Here is a 16,425-nt window from a genome sequence, read left to right as displayed (position 1 = left end):
TCAATGAGCCTCCGGACGAGGCGCTGTCGGAGCGGGGCTGCCGATTTGTCGGTGACTGGCCTTGCCAGGCGCGCCCTTGAAGATACGCCGGACCACGTAGAAGAACACCGGCACAAACAAGACGGCCAGCACGGTCGCGGACAACATGCCCGACAGCACGCCGGTGCCGATGGCGCGCTGGCTGGCCGAGCCGGCGCCGGTGGAGAAGTACAGCGGCAGCACGCCCAGAATGAAGGCCATCGAGGTCATGATGATGGGGCGGAAGCGCAGATGACAGGCCTCGAGAATGGACTCCACCAAGCCCTTGCCCTCTTGCTGCAGGTCTTTGGCGAACTCGATGATCAGAATCGCGTTCTTGGCCGACAAGCCGATCACCGTGATCAGGCCCACCTTGAAGTACACATCGTTGGGCATGCCGCGCAAGGTCATGCCCAGCAAGGCACCCAGGATGCCCAGCGGCACCACCAGCAGCACCGACAACGGGATGGACCAGCTCTCGTACAGCGCGGCCAGGCACAGGAAGACGGCCAGCAGCGAGAAGGCCAGCAGAATCATCGCCTGCGAGCCCGAGAGCTTTTCTTCGCGCGACAAGCCGGTCCATTCAAAGCCAATGCCGGCAGGCAGCTGCTTGGCCATCTGTTCCAGCTCCTTCATCACGTCACCGGTGGACGCGCCGGGGGCGGCGTCGCCCGCCAGACGCATGGCCGGGTAGCCGTTGTAGCGCACGGCCTGGGTCTGGCCGGTGATCCAATGGGTGCTGGCAAAGGCCGACAGCGGCACGTTCTTGCCCTGGGCATTGACGGCGTTCAGGCGCAGTATGTCCTCGGGCTGCATGCGCGCCGCGGCATCGGCCTGCACCATCACGCGCTGCAGACGGCCGCCGTTAGGGAAGTCATTGACATAGGCCGAACCCAGCGAGGTGCCAATCACATTGGCGATCGTCTCGTAAGACACGCCCAGGGCATTGGCCTTGTCGCGGTCGATGTCGATCTGCAGCTGCGGAGCGTCCTCCAGGCCATCGGGGCGCATGCCCACGATCTTCTTGTTCTGGCTGGCCATGCCCATCATCTGATTGCGGGCGTTCAGCAAGGCCTCATGGCCCAGATTGGCGCGGTCCTGCAGGCGCAGGGCGAAGCCGGTGGCATTGCCCAGTTCGGGGATGGGCGGCGGGCTCAGCGGGTAGATGAAGGCGTCGCGCACCTGGCCCATCATGGCGCCGAAGGCGCGGCCGGCCAGGGCGCTGGCGCTGTGCTGCGGGCCGACCCGCTCCTCCCAGGGCTTCAGGGGCACGAACACCAGGGCGGCATTCTGGCCTTGGCCGGAGAAGGAGAAACCGATCACGCCGATGGTGGCCTCGACCTCGGGTTGCTTGAGCATGAAGTCTTCCACATGCTTGACGGCGGCCTCGGTGCGGTTGGCCGTGGCACCCGGCGGCAGCTGCACATTGACGATCAGATAACCCTGGTCTTCATTGGGCAGGAAGGAGGTGGGCATGCGCACATACAGCAGGCCCACCACGGCCAGCACCACGCCGTAGACCAGCAGCATGCGGCCGCTGCGACGCAGCAGCTTGGCGACCCAGCCTTCATACCCCTTGGCGGTGCGGGCAAAGCCGCGGTTGAACCAGCCGAAGAAGCCCTTCTTCTCGACATGGTGGCCGGCCTCGACGGGCTTGAGCAGGGTGGCGCACAGGGCCGGGGTCAGGGTCAGCGCCATCAGGGCCGACAGCAGCATGGACGCCACCATGGCCAGCGAGAACTGGCGATAGATATTGCCCACCGAGCCGGCGAAGAAGGCCATGGGCACGAAGACCGAGACCAGCACCACGGTGATGCCGATGATGGCGCCGGAGATCTGCGTCATCGCCTTGCGGGTGGCTTCCAGCGGCGACAAGCCCTCCTCGCTCATGATGCGCTCGACGTTCTCCACCACCACGATGGCGTCGTCCACCAGGATGCCGATGGCCAGCACCATGCCGAACAGCGTCAGCACATTGATCGAAAAGCCCAGAGCCAGCATGGCCGCAAACGTGCCCAGCAAGGCGATGGGCACGACCAGGGTGGGGATCAGGGTGTAGCGCCAGTTCTGCAGGAACAGGAACATCACCAGGAACACCAGCACGATGGCCTCGATCAGCGTCTCCACCACCTGGGTGATGGAGACCTTGACGAACTTGGAGGAGTCGTAAGGGATCTGGTAGACCACGCCTTCCGGGAAGAAACGCTGCAGCTCGGCCATGCGGGCCTTGACGGCGCCGGCCGCCGCCAGCGCATTGCCGCTGGGCGAGAGCTGGATGCCGATGCCGGTAGAGGGTTGGCCGTTCAGGCGCGAGTAGGTGCCGTAGCTCTGGCCGCCCAGCTCGACGCGGGCCACATCCTTCAGGCGCACGGTGGAGCCGTCGGCATGGGCGCGCAGCACGATGTTCTTGAACTGCTCGGTGCTCTCCAGCTGGCCGTTGACCACCACGGTGGCCGACATGGTCTGGCTGCTCAGATTGGGCAGGTCGCCGATCACGCCGGCCGGCGTCAAGGCATTCTGATTGCGGATGGCCGCATTCACCTCGGCCGGGCTCAGCTGAAAGCTCAAGAGCTTGGCCGGATCCAGCCAGATGCGCATGGCACGCTCGGTGCCGAAGAGCTGGGCCTGGCCGATGCCGGGGATGCGCTGCAACTCGGGCACGATGGCGCGGGCGGCGTAGTCACCCAGGGCCACCGGGTCCTTGGAGCCGTCCTTGCTGGACAGGGTCACGAACAAGAGGAAGTTGTTCTGCGCCTTGTCCACCCGCACACCCTGCTGCGTCACCGCAGCGGGCAGGCGCGGCGTGGCGCGGGACAGGCGGTTCTGCACATCCACCTGGGCCAACTCGATATTCGTGCCGGGCTCGAAGGTGACGGTGATGGCGCCCGTGCCATTGGCCTGGGAGACGGACTCCATATAGGCCAGGCCGGGCGAGCCATTGAGCTCCTGTTCGATGACCGAGATGACGCTTTCATCCAGGGTCTTGGCCGAGGCACCGGGATAGGCCACGCTCAAGACCAGGGAGGGCGGCGCCACCTTGGGGTATTGCGAGACCGGCAGATTGGCGACCGCGACGGCACCGAAGACCAGGATGAACAGGGCGATGACCCAGGCGAAGATGGGTCGGTCGATAAAGAAACGCGACATGGTGTCAGGCCTCTGTTAACGAGCGGCGCCGCTGGCGGCCGACGCGACGGGGGCGGGAGCAGCGGCCGCGGCCGGCGACCAAGGCACCGGCGATACCGGCGCACCGGGCACAAACATTTTCTGGAAACCGTCCACGATGACTTGCTCACCCGGCTTCAGGCCGTCCAGCACCACCCATTGATTGCCCTGGGCGTGATCGACCTTGACCATGCGCGGCACCGGCTTGTTGTCCGGCCCCACCAACAGGACGGAATCACCCTGATTGCTGCGCTTGACGGCTTGCTGCGGCAGCAAGATGCCCGCGGGCAGCTCGCCCTGGCTCAAGCGCACCCGCACATACTGGCCGGGCAGCAATTGCTGGCCGGGGTTGGGCAGCTCGGCGCGCAGCGTGACCTGGCCGGAGCTGGCATCCACGCTCAGATCGGTGAACAAGAGCTTGCCGGGCTTGGCCAGCTCGCTGCCATCGTCCAGCACGATGCGGACCTGGGCGGCCTGCTCGCCGGCCGAGCGCAGCTTGCCGGAGTTCAGGGCACGGCGCAGCTGTTGCACCTCGTTGGCGCTCTGGGTGAAGTTGACGTAGACGCTGCCGGTCTGCTGGATCAGGGCCAGCTGGGTGGCCTCGGCGGCGCTGACCAGGGCGCCCTCGGTCACCAGGGCGCGGCCGATGCGGCCGGAGATCGGCGCGCTGACCGCCGCGTAATCCAGGCTCAGCTTGGCCGTCTTGATGGCCGCCTTGGCGGCGGCCACATCGGCTTCGGCCGCCTTGGCCGCCGCCACGGAGGCAATGTATTCCTGCTGGCTGATGGCCTTGCCATCGACCAGGGGCTTGTTGCGTTCGGCCTGGGCCGAGGCCTGGGCCAGATTGGCCTGGGCCTTGATCAGCGTGGCCTGGGCGCTGTCCAGCGCGGCCTGGTAGGGCGCCGGATCGATCTGGAACAGCAGCTGGCCGGCCTTGACCTCGGCACCTTCGGTGAACAAGCGCTTGAGCACCACGCCATTGACCCGCGCGCGCACCTGGGCCGTGCGCTGGGCCTCCACCCGGCCAGGCAACTCGGTCTGCAGGCCGACCGGCTGCAACTCGGCCTTGAGCACGCCCACCTGGGGCGGGGGCGGCATGCCGCCCGGGGCCCCGCCGCCGGCACCGGCCTTGTCGCCGCCGCCGCAGGCCGTCAGGGCCGCTGCCACGGCGATCACCAAGGGGACGAGATAGAGCGCACGCGCGCCCGCACCCAGAGAAGGAGAGGTGGAATTGGGTTTCGATTTCATGCTGAACGCGCTCGCTGGGCTGGAGTGGGTCGATTCTTTGGAATGAGAGAGGCTCTCGGGCATCTTGCTTTGGCTCAAGCCCTCACCGCAAGCCGGCGAAAGCTTTGAATATGGGGGGATGTTGCGAATGAATCTGCCCGGCAGTATATACATACATTCTTGTATGTATGTTAAGGCTGGGTAAAATGAACCACCATGGTCAGAAAAACCAAACAGGAAGCACAAGAAACCCGGATGAGCATCCTCGACGCGGCGGAACAGCTCTTCCACCAGCGCGGGGTGTCCCGCTGTTCGCTGCAAGATATTGCGGCGGCCGCCGGCGTCACCCGGGGCGCCATCTACTGGCATTTCCAGGACAAGGCCGAGCTTTTCCACGCCATGATGGAACGCGCCACCATGCCGCTGGAAGAAGGCATGGCCCCGCCGGAATCCGGCGAGGAACAGGAAGCCATGCCGCTGAGCCTGGTCGAGCTGCGCTGGGGCCTGGTCAATGCCTTCTACACCACCATGCATAACGCGCGCACCCGCCGGGTGTTCGAGATCGCCATGCAAAAAGTGGAATTCAGCGGCGAGATGCAGGCCTTGCAGGAACGCAAGCTGGCCAACCACCGCGAGTGGCGCGACCTCAACCAGGCCGTGTTCGACCACGCCATTCAAGGGGGCCAGCTGCCCGCCTCGCTGGACACCCGCAAGGCCGCCGTCACCCTGGTGGCCCTGGTGGATGGCCTGCTTTACCAATGGATCATGGACCCCTGCTCCTTTGACCTGGTGGATGTGGGCCAGGCGGCGGTCGAGAACTTCCTGAAGGCCTTGAGCCTGCAAGGCCCGGCCCTGCTGCCGCCCATGGGTGCCGAGGAAATCGCCCGCCTGGGCCAGGAAGGGATTTGCCAGCGCCGCGGCGGCGGCAAGCGAATCATCGGCCGACGTTTCCCAAAAAACGAGGGCAAAGCCTGAAAAAGCCACAGGCAAGGCCTGCACAAGGCCTTGGCTTTGACCAGGCCATGCACGGGTTTGTCCCAGACAGGGGACAATCGCCCGCTCCCCCGATTCAAGCCGACCCATTGCGAACGCATAGGGCCGGCGCAGCCAGCCCAAGCCATGCAAGCCCTGACCCCATCGAAATCCGCCAAGACCGCCAAGCCTGGGCCAGGCCATGCCAAAGCCCTGACGGCCTACCGGCCGTTCTGGGCCAAGCGCTTCGGGCCGGCACCTTTCCTGCCCATGAGCCGGGCCGAGATGGAGCAGCTGGGCTGGGATAGCTGCGACATCATCATCGTCACCGGCGACGCCTACGTCGACCACCCCAGCTTCGGCATGGCCGTGATCGGCCGCACGCTGGAGGCGCAGGGCTTCCGCGTCGGCATCATCGCCCAGCCCGACTGGCAGAGCGCCGAGGCCTTCAAGGTGCTGGGCAAGCCGAATCTGTTCTTCGGCGTGGCCGCCGGCAATATGGATTCGATGATCAACCGCTACACGGCCGATCGCAAGATCCGCAGCGACGACGTCTACACCCCCGGCGGTCAGGGCGGCAAGCGGCCGGACCGCGCCACCCTGGTCTACACCCAGCGCTGTAAGGAAGCCTGGAACGAGGTGCCCATCATCATCGGCGGCATCGAGGCCTCGCTGCGCCGCATCGCGCACTACGACTACTGGCAGGACAAGGTGCGGCGCTCGGTGCTGGTCGATTCCAAGGCCGATCTGCTGCTCTATGGCAATGCCGAGCGCGCCATCGTCGAGATCGCCCACCGCCTGGCCGCCCGCCAGCCCGTCGAGAGCATCACCGATGTGCGCGGCACCGCCTTCATGCGGCGCACGAATGACCCCACGGCCGAGGGCTGGTTCGAGCTGGATTCCACCGAGGTGGACCTGCCCGGCCGCGTGGACGAGCACATCAGCCCTTACCAGACGATTGAGCAGACCGCCGAGGACAAGGCCGCCGGCTGCGTGACCGGCCAAGTCAAGGCTGGCGACGGAAGCAAGCCCATCACCATCCACCGCACCGCAGCCAAAGCCCCGCTGGAAGGCAAGATCCAGATGCCGCCGCGCGAGCGCACCGTGATCCGCCTGCCCGCCTACGAGCAGGTCAAGAGCGACGCCGTGCTCTACGCCCACGCCAACCGCGTCCTGCACCTCGAAACCAACCCCGGCAATGCGCGCGCCCTGGTGCAGCGCCATGCGGACCGCGATGTCTGGATCAACCCGCCGCCCATCCCGCTGACGACGCCGGAGATGGACCATGTCTTCGACCTCAACTACGCCCGCGCCCCGCATCCCAGCTATGCCGACGCGAACGGCAGCCACGACGGCGAGACCAAGATCCCGGCCTGGGAGATGATCCGCTTCAGCGTCAACATCATGCGCGGCTGCTTCGGCGGCTGCACCTTCTGCTCCATCACCGAGCATGAGGGCCGCATCATCCAGAGCCGCAGCGAGGACTCGGTGATCCGCGAAATCGAGGAGATGCGCGACAAGGTCAAGGGCTTCACCGGTGTCATCTCCGACCTCGGCGGCCCCACGGCCAATATGTACCGCATCGGCTGCAAAAGCCCCGAGATCGAAGCCGCCTGCCGCAAGCCCAGCTGCGTCTACCCCGGCATCTGCCAGAACCTCAGCACCAGCCACGACCCGCTGATCAAGATGTACCGCCGCGCGCGGGCCTTGAAGGGCGTCAAGAAGATCCTGATCAGCTCGGGCCTGCGCTACGACCTGGCCGTGCAATCGCCCGAGTATGTGAAGGAGCTGGTCACCCATCACGTAGGCGGTTACCTCAAGATCGCCCCCGAGCACACCGAGGACGGGCCGCTGACCAAGATGATGAAGCCCGGCATCGGCACTTACGACCGCTTCAAGAAGATGTTCGACGCCGCCAGCGAGGAAGCCGGCAAGAAGCAGTACCTGATCCCCTACTTCATCGCCGCCCACCCCGGCACCTCGGACGAGGACATGATGAATCTGGCCGTCTGGCTGAAGAGCAACGGTTTCCGCGCCGACCAGGTGCAGACCTTCTACCCCAGCCCCATGGCCACGGCCACGGCCATGTACCACTCCAACAAGAACCCGCTGAAGAAAGTCACCCGCGACAGCGAGAGCGTGGACATCGTGCGCGGCGAGCGCCGGCGCCGCCTGCACAAGGCCTTTTTGCGCTACCACGATGCCAATAACTGGCCCGTGCTGCGCGAGGCGCTCAAAACCCTGGGCCGTGCCGACCTGATCGGTAACGGCAAACACCATCTGATCCCGAGCTACCAGCCCATCACCGACGGCAGCTACGAAAGCGCTCGCCGCAAAAACTCCACGCCCACCGGCGCCAAGACCTCGCTGGCCCAGCGTGGCCAGCCGCTCAGGGGCCAGATCCTGACCCAGCACACCGGCCTGCCGCCACGCGACAACGGCTCACGCCCGGCCCGCGCCGAGCGCGCCATGCCCGTGGGAGCGCCACGCGCCGCCTCATCTGCCGGCCCACGCAGCAGCGTGCACAGCGCCAACAAGGCGACCGCCGGCCTGCGCAGCAAGCCCAGCGGCAAACGCTAAACAGGGTTTTGGGGCGGGGCTTGCGAGTCCGACCCGGGATCGCCGCCCTTGGCCTGCGTCAGCTCGCGCAGCAAGCCGGCCAGCCGCAGGCCCAGCTGGGCAAAACCCAGCCAGCGCGCCAGGCGGCCGGATGCGGCGCCCGGACCTTTTTTGAGGCCCCGCAGCAACAGGCCGGCCCCTGCCGCACCGCCGGCCAAACCCCACCAGCCCAGGGGCTGGCGGAAGACTTGCGCCTCGCGGCGGATCTCTCCACGTAACTCGATATTGCGCAGGCGCAGGGCCAGTTCGCGCTGCTTGAGTTCGGCCAATTCTTGTTTGAACATGGTTCAGTCCCCCAGCGCTGCACGGTCACGCGCCAATTCGGCCATGCTGCCCGCGAAGGCTCCACCCTTCTGGCTCAGGCTGCGGCTGGCTTTGTTCCAGCAATACCAGGCCAAAGCAAAATAAGCGGCGGCCATCAGCAAGGCGCACAACCAGCGCCAGGCCTCGGGGCTCAGCAGCAGCAGGCCGGCGCTCAGCAGGCCCAGGCCGGCAATCGCCAGCAGCAAGGCCATCAAGGTCTGGGCCAGCGCGGCAAACAGGCGCAGCTTCTCGGCCTCCAGCTCGATGGAAACCAGCTCCACCCGGTTCTGCAACAGCTCCAGGCCATGCTGCCCCAAGCGCCGCAGGCTGGCGCACAGACCCGGCTCCGTCTGCTGCGCCTGACTTGATCTTTGCTCTTCGCCCATGCCCACCCCCAAAAATTGAAAACTGTTGCGCTCTTGTACGGATCAAGCGAGCGGCAAATCGTTTATAACCGAGCACTCCGTCGCTTGAATGCGGCGAAGACGCCACCGCGAGCATGGCGATGTCGGAAAGAATCGAATACCCTTGCACCATTGTCAATCTATCGGCTGGAGCATAGCCCCCCCCATGCAAGAGACACACAGTCCGATGCGCTCTGAGACCCAGGGTGATGACGATTTGCTGGAATTCCTGGATGGCCCGGAACCGAGCGAACAGGATCTTGCCGCTCTCGGCAAGCCCTGGCGCATCCTGATCGTCGATGACGATAGTGACGTTCACAAGGCCACCGAGCTGGCCATGCAAGGCCTTTTGGTGGAAGGCTTGCCGCTGAGTTTTCTGCATGCCAGCTCCGCCACCGAAGCCCGTTATGTGCTGGCCCACGAGACCGACCTCGCCGTCGTGCTGCTGGATGTGGTGATGGAGTCGGAGGACTCGGGCCTGCAACTGGTGCGTTATATCCGCGACGATCTGCAGCTGGCCTCCATCCGCATCGTGCTGCGCACCGGCCAACCCGGCTATGCCCCCGAGATCGAGACGGTGCAGGCCTATGACATCAACGACTACAAGACCAAATCCGAGCTGACCCGCACCCGGCTCTACACGGTGCTGACCGCCGCCATCCGCTCCTACCGCCAGATCTGCTCGCTGGAAGCCAACCGGCGCGGCCTGGAAATGATTGTCGAGGCCAGCACCGAGCTGAGCCGCTTGCGCGGCCTGCAGCGCTTCTCCGAAGGCGTGGTCACGCAGATCTGCGCCATGCTGGGCATCCTGCCCGAGGGCCTGGTCTGCGCCCAGGTCGGCAATGAGGCCAGCAGCGATATGCGTATCGTCGCCGCGGCCGGCCAGTACAGCGGCCTCACAGACTGCCCCCTGGCCAGCGTGCCGATTGCCTCGGTGCGTGAACCCCTGCAGCGCTGTCTGGAGGCACGCGAGAGTATTTACGAAGACGGCACCTGCCTCTACTTCGGCCTCTCCAACGGCCGGCCCATGGCGGCCCTGGTGGATGTGGGTCGCAAGCTGGGTGAGCTGGATCAGCGCCTGCTGCGTGCCTTCTGCGCCAATATCTCGGTGGGCCTGGAAAACGTCGTGCTCTACAGCCAGTTGCTGGACCAGGCCTATAACGACCAGTTGCTGCGCCTGCCCAACCGCAACCGCTTTGTCGAGCTGCTGGACAAAAACCTCAAGGATCCGGACGGCATCACCCTGGCCTTGATCGATATCGACGATTTCTCCGACATCAACGATGCCTTCGGCCATCATTTCGGCGATCAAGTCCTGCAGGCCGTGGTCGTGCGCTTGGGTGGCAGGCTGGGCTTCAACACCGCCATGGCGCGGGTCGGCGCCGATACCTTCGGCCTGCTGGGCCCCAGCCAACAGGTCTGTGCAGACGCCATTCACGCCGTTTTCAGCGAACAGTTTTCGGTGGCTGGCGAGCGCCTGCAGCTCTCGGCCACCACCGGCCTGGTGCGCCTGCAAGACTCGACCGCCGTCGGCTCGGAGCTGCTGCTGGATGCGCAGATTGCGCTCAAGCAGGCCAAGGCGCAGCACCGCGGCTCCTCACAATACTTCTCTTCGGCCATGGGCACCGACGCGCGCGAGCGCTTCAAGCTGCTCAAGGGCTTGCGGGCCGGCTTCGAGGAGAACCGCCTCTTCGTGGTCTACCAACCCCAGGTGGAACTGGAGAGCGGCCGCAGCATCGGCGCCGAGGCCTTGCTGCGCTGGCGCACCGAGGAGGGCAATTTCGTCCCGCCCGATCAGTTCATCCCGCTGGCCGAAAAATCCGGCCTCATCATCAGCATCGGCGAATTCGTGCTGCGCACCGCCTGCCACCAGGTCAAACGCATGCTGGAGCTGGGCTACCCCGACTTCCGCATGTGCGTGAACGTCTCACTGGCACAGTTCCGTCACCCTGATTTCATCGCCACCTTGCAGCGCGCTCTGCGCGACATCGGCATCAACGGCCACAATCTGGAACTGGAAATCACCGAATCCATGGCCATGGAGGACACCGAGCTGGTGATGCATGTGCTGGCCGAGATCAAGCGCTGCGGCATCACCGTGGCCATCGACGACTTCGGCACCGGCTTCTCCTCGCTCAGCCATCTGCGCCAGTTGGACGTGGACCGGCTCAAGATCGACCGTGCCTTTGTGCGCGAGGCCCAAAGCTCGACGGCCGGCTCCACCATCGCGCAAATGGTCATCAATCTGGGCCGCGGCCTGGGCCTGACCGTGATCGCCGAAGGCATCGAAGGCGAAGAGCAGCGCCAGCAACTGCTGGCGCTGGGTTGCCACGAAGGCCAGGGTTATCTCTTCGCCCGCCCCATGGCTGCCGATCAGCTGGAGCAGTGGATGGAGCAGCAGACCCAGCCCGGCTGAGCTGAGCGGCGCTGAGCCCTGGTCTTAAAACCCGCGACTGAGGCTCAGGAACAGCTCGGGCTGCAGGCGCCGCTGGACCAGCGGGCTGTTGGCGGCATCGCCGCGCAGCTGCTGCACGGCCAAGCGACCTTGCAACTGCCAGTCGGCGTCCCATTGGTAGTGAGCCCGCGCAAACAGGCCCAGATTCTTGACGCCCGAGCCCAGGGTGTAGATCGACTGGCCCGTGGCCTGCGCTTGTGCGGCATTGATGCCCAGCAAGGTATTGGCCAGCTTGGCATCCATCCATTGCGCCGACACCCCCGCCGCCAAGGCCAGGCCCGGCGCGGCGACCAGGCCGTAGCCGGCCTCCATCTGCAAGGAACTGCCCTGCTCCGCCGGCTTGCCCCATGAATTCAAACGCCCCAGCCGGGTGCTGCTGATCCACTGCATCACCCAGGGGCCGTGACTGAGTTCGGCACTGATGCGCAGTGCGGGCGCCAGCTTGATCTCATCGAGCTTGGCAAAGCGCTCCGGCAAGTCCTGGCTGCGGCGCAGATACAGATCAGGCAGGAGCGAGGCGCCCAGACGCAGACCAGGCAAGACCTGACCCTCCACCCCAAGGCCATGTACCGTGCTGATGAAGAAACGCTCGCGGTAGCGCGACTCCAGCAGCGGCACCGGCAGGGCCCAGAATCGATCCGAGCCGGGGTATTTGGGGAAGGCCGCGAAACCCACGCCCCAGCGATGGGTCCAGGAGCTCTCGCCCGCCTCCTTGGATGCGAGCTCGTTGGAGGTCTTTGATGGGGGCGCAGTCTGGGCTTGCGCACTCAGCTGGCAGGCACTCAGTAACATCAGGCCGACGATGGCAAGAATTTTCATGGGGTCACTCTCGGGAATTGGAGAAAGGTCAATATGGCGCGCACAGGGCGGCTCAAACTTCGATCACATCGTTGTTGGCGCCGGCCTTGCTGACCCGGGTCTTGAAACCGCGCGGCACATAGACGGTGTTGCCGCTGCCGCTGAAATCGATGTGCTGGATGCTGGCGCCGGGCTTGACGCGTATGGTGTTGTTGAAGCCCGTGATCAGCAGCTTGGCCACCGTGTTGTTGGCGGCGACGGAGACCTCGTTGCGGGCGCCGCTGATCTCGACGTCGTAGAGGCCGGTCTTGTCGATATTGACGCTCAAGCCCAGGCCATCGATCAGGTAGCGCCCGTCCTCTTCGGAACTGCCGCCACAGGCGCTGAGCAGACCCAGCATGCAGATCAGACTCAGCGACACCAGGCGACGGCGGCCGGATAAAAATCGTTTCATGGCAAACACAGGGAGTGGAAGAACGGTGCGCAGTCTGCGGCCGGGCAAATGAAGGCTGCATGAAGCGGCCACGAGGCCCAAATGAAGGCTTGATGAAGCCTGCTCCGGCCCGCTCGCCCAATGGCCAGCACACACTTCTAGAATCCGCCGCTGCAATCAGTAACAGCGTTTCTAGACGCATCCACGAACACGGCCCCGCATGCCCAACATCCTTCTTGTTGAAGACGATATTCCCCTGGGCACCTCGCTGCAGCGGGTGCTCACCATGGCCGGCTACCAGGTGGTCTGGCTGCGCAATGGCGGCGACGCCAGGCGCTTTCTGATCACCACCGACTACGCCCTGCTGCTGCTGGACATCGGCCTGCCCGACGAGCTGGGCCTGGATCTGCTGGCCTGGTTCCGCCAGCTCGGGCGGGCCATGCCGGTGATGATGATCACCGCGCGCGACAGCGTGGGCGAGCGGGTGCTGGGCCTGGACGCGGGTGCCGACGACTATCTGGGCAAGCCTTTTGCGATGGAGGAGCTGCTGTCCCGCGTACGCGCCCTGCTGCGCCGCAATAGCGGCCAGGCCAGCAATGTCTGGCAGTTGGGTCCGCTGAGCATAGACACCAGCCGGCGCCGCGTTTGCTTGAGTGGGCAGGAGGTCAAGCTCTCGGTGCGCGAGTACGAAATCCTGCTGGCCCTGGCCGCCGAGCCCGGCCGTGTGCTGACGCGCGCCCAGATCGAAGCCAGCCACAGCATTGCCGACACTCTGGACAGCAATGCCACCGATGTGCATGTCTGCAAGCTGCGCAAAAAACTCGGCAATGCCTGGATAGGCACGGTGCGCGGCGTGGGCTATGTGCTGGATCTGCCGGCCGCCGAAGAATGCCCGGTGCAGCCGGTATGAAGGCCGGGCAGCGGCCGGGCCCGCATCCCTCGCTGATCTCGCGGCTGATCGCCTGGCAGGCCCTGGCCCTGGTGCTGGCCTGGCTGGTGCTCGCGGCCCTCATCAGCTGGCAGGCCTTGCAGGGCGACCGCAGCACGGTACAGGCGCGCCTGCAGCAGCAGGCCCGCATCCTGGCCGAGGCCGCCAGCGCCAATGCCGCGGCCGGGCCGGCGCTGCACAACAGCTTGCGCCTGACGGAGCAAGCCCTGCTGCAGGCCAGCAGCCGCGATCTGCTGGGCGCCGCCGGTGCGCCCATCTATCAGGTCTGGAGCCGCGAGGGCCGCCTGCTTTACCGCAGCGCCGGTGCGCCTGAGCAGGCCCTGGCCGCCCTGGCCGAGGCCGAAAGCCAGAGCCACCATGATGGCCAGGCCTGGCGGGTACTCAGCCTGGCGGACAGCCAGGGCCGGCTGTGGTTGCAGGTGGCCGAGGCCGAGACGCTGAGCCTGGCCGCCGTGCTGCCGGTGCTGGCCAATGTGCTAACGGGCCAGCTGGGCGTCTTCCTCTGGCACGGCCTGGTGATCTGGTTTTCGGTGCGCAGCGGCCTGGCGCCGCTGCGCCAGCTGGCGCAGCGCATCTCGCAACGCCGCTCCGGCGACCTGGCACCTCTGCGAGTGGACCGCCTGTATGCCGAGACGGCGCCGGTGCTGAAGGAACTCAACGAGCTGCTGGCCCACGAAGCCCAGCGCCTGGAGGCCGAACGCCGCTTCCTGGCCGACGCCGCGCATGAGCTGCGCACACCGCTGGCCGCCGTCAACGCCCAGGCCCATTTGCTGCTCAGCGAACAGGATGGGCAGGCCAGGCAGGGTGCCGCCACCGCCCTCAGGCAGGGCATTGCACGGGTTTCCCATCTGCTGAGCCAGTTGCTGAGCCTGGCCCGTGCCGAGGCCCAGCAAAGCCCCTGGACCCCCAGCCGGCTGGACGCCGCCGACCTGCTGCGCGCCCGCGTTGCCCTGCTGGCCGGCCTGGCCAGGCCGCGCGGCATCGAGCTGTCGCTACAAGCGCCCGAGCAGTTGCTGTTCTGCCTGGAGCGCGAGGGGTTCTGCTCCATCGTCGACAACCTGATCGACAACGCCATCCGCTACACCGCCCCGGGCGGCCGGGTCGAGGTGAGCCTGGAGGCCGATGGTGATGCGCTGATTTTCAGCGTTCGCGATGACGGGCGCGGCATTCCCGAGGCCCAGCGCGAACAGGTGTTCGAGCGCTTCTACCGCATCCCTGGCAATAGCGAGCAGGGCACGGGCCTGGGCCTGGCCATCGTCAAGCGCGTGGCCGACCGCATGCAGGCCGAACTGGACTTTGTGGCCGGCCTGGGCGGCCGCGGCATCGGCCTGCGCCTGCGTCTGCCCGCGGGCAGTGGCGCAGGCGCTTGAGCCAGGCTTGATGTGGAAGTGCTCCAGGATCCGGGGCGCTGCCCCGCATCATGGAACTTAGCGCCGGGCGATCAGCATGCCCAGCAGCAGGCCCACACCGGCGGCGACGCCGATGGACTGCCAAGGGTTCTCATGCACATAGGCATCGGTGGCGCGGCCGGCGGCCTTGGCTCTTTCGACGGCCGCATCCTGCAGCTCGGCCAGATTGTGCTTGGCCCGGTCCAGGCTGGCCTGCACCTTGGCGCGCAGCTCGGAGGCCCCCTCGCCCGCCGAGCCCGCCGTGGCACGCAAAAGGCTTTCGGCCTCGGCCACCACGGCATGCAGATCGGCCATCAAACGGTCCTTGGAAACGGTGTTGATTTCATTCATGGGGATCACTCCTTGAGCTCTTGTTGAAGAAAGCCGGCCCAGGGCAAAGCCCGGCGCCTTGCGGGCCGGCCAGGATGCATGCGCCGAGCCGACCATAACCCAGCTCAGGCCAAAAGACTATCTGGGGGCAGATAGGCATATCCCAAGTCCCGCGCCACGGCTTCATACGTGATATGGCCCTGGGCCACGTTCAGGCCGGCGCGCAGATGGGGGTTGTCCTTGAGCGCCTGCCGCCAGCCCTTGTCGGCCAGGGCCACTGCATGGCCTATGGTCGCGTTATTGAGGGCGAAGGTGGAAGTGCGCGCCACGGCGCCGGGCATATTGGCCACGCAGTAGTGCACGACGCCGTCGACCACAAAGGTCGGCTCGGCATGGGTGGTGGCATGCGAAGTCTCGAAGCAGCCCCCCTGGTCGATCGCCACGTCCACCACCACCGCGCCCTTCTTCATGCGCGCGATCAGGGCACGGCTGACCAGCTTGGGCGCGGCCGCGCCCGGGATCAGCACACCGCCAATCACCAGATCGGCCGCCAGCACCGCCTCCTCCACGCTCGCCACATTGGAGTACTGGGTGGCGATGCGGTTGCCGAACACCAGATCCAGCTGGCGCAGACGGTCCACGTTTTTGTCCAGCACGGTAACGCGGGCGCCCATGCCCACCGCCATCTGCAAGGCATGGGTGCCGACCACGCCGCCGCCCAGAATCACCACATGGGCCGGGGCGACGCCGGGCACGCCGCCCAGCAGCACGCCCATGCCGCCCTTGCTTTTTTCCAAATGGGCCGCACCGGCCTGGATGGACATGCGCCCCGCCACCTCGCTCATCGGCGCCAGCAGGGGCAGGCCGCCGCCGGGGCCGGTGACGGTCTCGTAAGCGATGCAGATGGCACCGCTCTTGACCAGGGCCGCCGTCTGCTCGGGGTCGGGAGCCAGGTGCAGATAGGTGTAGAGGATCTGGCCCGGGCGCAGCATGGCGCATTCCTGCGGCTGCGGCTCCTTGACCTTGACGATCATCTCGGCCTGGGCAAACACCGTGGCCGCGTCGGGCGCCAGCGTGGCGCCGGCCGCCGCATAGTGCTCGTCCAGCAAGCCGATGGCGGCACCCGCCCCCGTCTGCACCAGCACCGAGTGCCCGCGCGCCGTCAGCTCGCGCACGCTGGCGGGCGTCAGGCCCACGCGGTACTCATGGTTCTTGATTTCCTTGGGGCAACCTATCTGCATGCTTGTCTCCTTGGCGCTGCGGCCCTTGCTTGTTAGGAGGCTGATTTGTACGACTAGCGCCCAATTATGTGAAGCAGCATCTGCACCGCTTCAGCGGCATAAGGGAAACTGATGTGCGGCCGG

The 16,425-nt window shown here is 66.0% G+C and carries 13 protein-coding genes; 5 read left to right on the top strand and 8 right to left on the bottom strand.

Features of this window, described 5'->3' with window-relative positions; translation table 11 throughout:
• Positions 1–3,165, bottom strand: coding sequence for an efflux RND transporter permease subunit (locus HNP55_RS15745; protein WP_184301311.1), 3,165 nt, complete (start codon positions 3,163–3,165; stop codon positions 1–3).
• Positions 3,166–3,180: 15 nt separating this feature from the next.
• On the bottom strand, positions 3,181–4,431 hold the full coding sequence (locus HNP55_RS15740) for an efflux RND transporter periplasmic adaptor subunit (RefSeq protein WP_184301309.1): 1,251 nt from the start codon (positions 4,429–4,431) through the stop codon (positions 3,181–3,183).
• A gap of 234 nt (positions 4,432–4,665) precedes the next feature.
• Between HNP55_RS15740 and HNP55_RS15735 the strand changes: the two genes are divergently transcribed.
• Together HNP55_RS15735 and HNP55_RS15730 are read left to right on the top strand one after the other, a co-directional pair.
• Entirely contained in the window at positions 4,666–5,385 is a 720-nt protein-coding gene (locus HNP55_RS15735; RefSeq protein WP_184301307.1) for a TetR family transcriptional regulator, read from the top strand.
• Positions 5,386–5,529: 144 nt separating this feature from the next.
• On the top strand, positions 5,530–7,962 hold the full coding sequence (locus HNP55_RS15730) for a YgiQ family radical SAM protein (protein ID WP_184301305.1): 2,433 nt from the start codon (positions 5,530–5,532) through the stop codon (positions 7,960–7,962).
• On the opposite strand, the gene HNP55_RS15725 is transcribed toward HNP55_RS15730, so the two are convergent.
• Positions 7,959–8,285 carry a hypothetical protein gene (locus tag HNP55_RS15725; RefSeq protein ID WP_184301303.1) on the bottom strand — a complete coding sequence of 109 codons (327 nt, stop codon included), beginning with the start codon at positions 8,283–8,285 and terminating at the stop codon, positions 7,959–7,961. The two genes, HNP55_RS15730 and HNP55_RS15725, sit on opposite strands and share 4 nt — an antisense overlap.
• 3 nt (positions 8,286–8,288) lie before the next feature.
• The gene (locus HNP55_RS15720; protein WP_184301301.1) at positions 8,289–8,690 is read right to left on the bottom strand and encodes a phage holin family protein; all 402 of its coding nucleotides are present in this window, start codon (positions 8,688–8,690) and stop codon (positions 8,289–8,291) included.
• A 205-nt stretch (positions 8,691–8,895) separates the two neighbouring features.
• On the opposite strand from HNP55_RS15720, the gene HNP55_RS15715 reads away from it, so the two are divergent.
• The gene (locus HNP55_RS15715; RefSeq protein WP_184301299.1) at positions 8,896–11,124 is read left to right on the top strand and encodes an EAL domain-containing protein; all 2,229 of its coding nucleotides are present in this window, start codon (positions 8,896–8,898) and stop codon (positions 11,122–11,124) included.
• Positions 11,125–11,148: 24 nt separating this feature from the next.
• On the opposite strand, the gene HNP55_RS15710 is transcribed toward HNP55_RS15715, so the two are convergent.
• Positions 11,149–11,982 (bottom strand): MipA/OmpV family protein, encoded by an 834-nt coding sequence (locus HNP55_RS15710; RefSeq protein WP_184301297.1) that lies wholly within the window; start codon positions 11,980–11,982, stop codon positions 11,149–11,151.
• Positions 11,983–12,034: 52 nt separating this feature from the next.
• The gene (locus HNP55_RS15705) at positions 12,035–12,415 is read right to left on the bottom strand and encodes a DUF3060 domain-containing protein (RefSeq protein ID WP_184301295.1); all 381 of its coding nucleotides are present in this window, start codon (positions 12,413–12,415) and stop codon (positions 12,035–12,037) included.
• A gap of 199 nt (positions 12,416–12,614) precedes the next feature.
• On the opposite strand from HNP55_RS15705, the gene HNP55_RS15700 reads away from it, so the two are divergent.
• Both HNP55_RS15700 and HNP55_RS15695 read left to right on the top strand, forming a co-directional pair.
• Entirely contained in the window at positions 12,615–13,304 is a 690-nt protein-coding gene (locus HNP55_RS15700) for a response regulator transcription factor (RefSeq protein WP_184301293.1), read from the top strand.
• Entirely contained in the window at positions 13,283–14,713 is a 1,431-nt protein-coding gene (locus HNP55_RS15695; protein WP_184301291.1) for a sensor histidine kinase, read from the top strand. Before HNP55_RS15700 ends, HNP55_RS15695 begins: the two co-directional genes overlap by 22 nt.
• 57 nt (positions 14,714–14,770) lie before the next feature.
• On the opposite strand, the gene HNP55_RS15690 is transcribed toward HNP55_RS15695, so the two are convergent.
• The gene (locus HNP55_RS15690) at positions 14,771–15,073 is read right to left on the bottom strand and encodes a YqjD family protein (RefSeq protein WP_409993751.1); all 303 of its coding nucleotides are present in this window, start codon (positions 15,071–15,073) and stop codon (positions 14,771–14,773) included.
• A 113-nt stretch (positions 15,074–15,186) separates the two neighbouring features.
• On the bottom strand, positions 15,187–16,302 hold the full coding sequence (gene ald / locus HNP55_RS15685) for an alanine dehydrogenase (RefSeq protein WP_184301287.1): 1,116 nt from the start codon (positions 16,300–16,302) through the stop codon (positions 15,187–15,189).
• Positions 16,303–16,425 lie beyond the last annotated feature (123 nt).

The sequence above is a fragment of the Roseateles oligotrophus genome (genome assembly GCF_014204525.1).
GTDB classification, from domain to species: Bacteria; Pseudomonadota; Gammaproteobacteria; order Burkholderiales; family Burkholderiaceae_C; genus Paucibacter_A; species Paucibacter_A oligotrophus_A.
The sequence above is the reverse complement of the archived record's forward strand: the minus strand, read 5'-3'. Positions and strand labels throughout refer to the sequence as shown.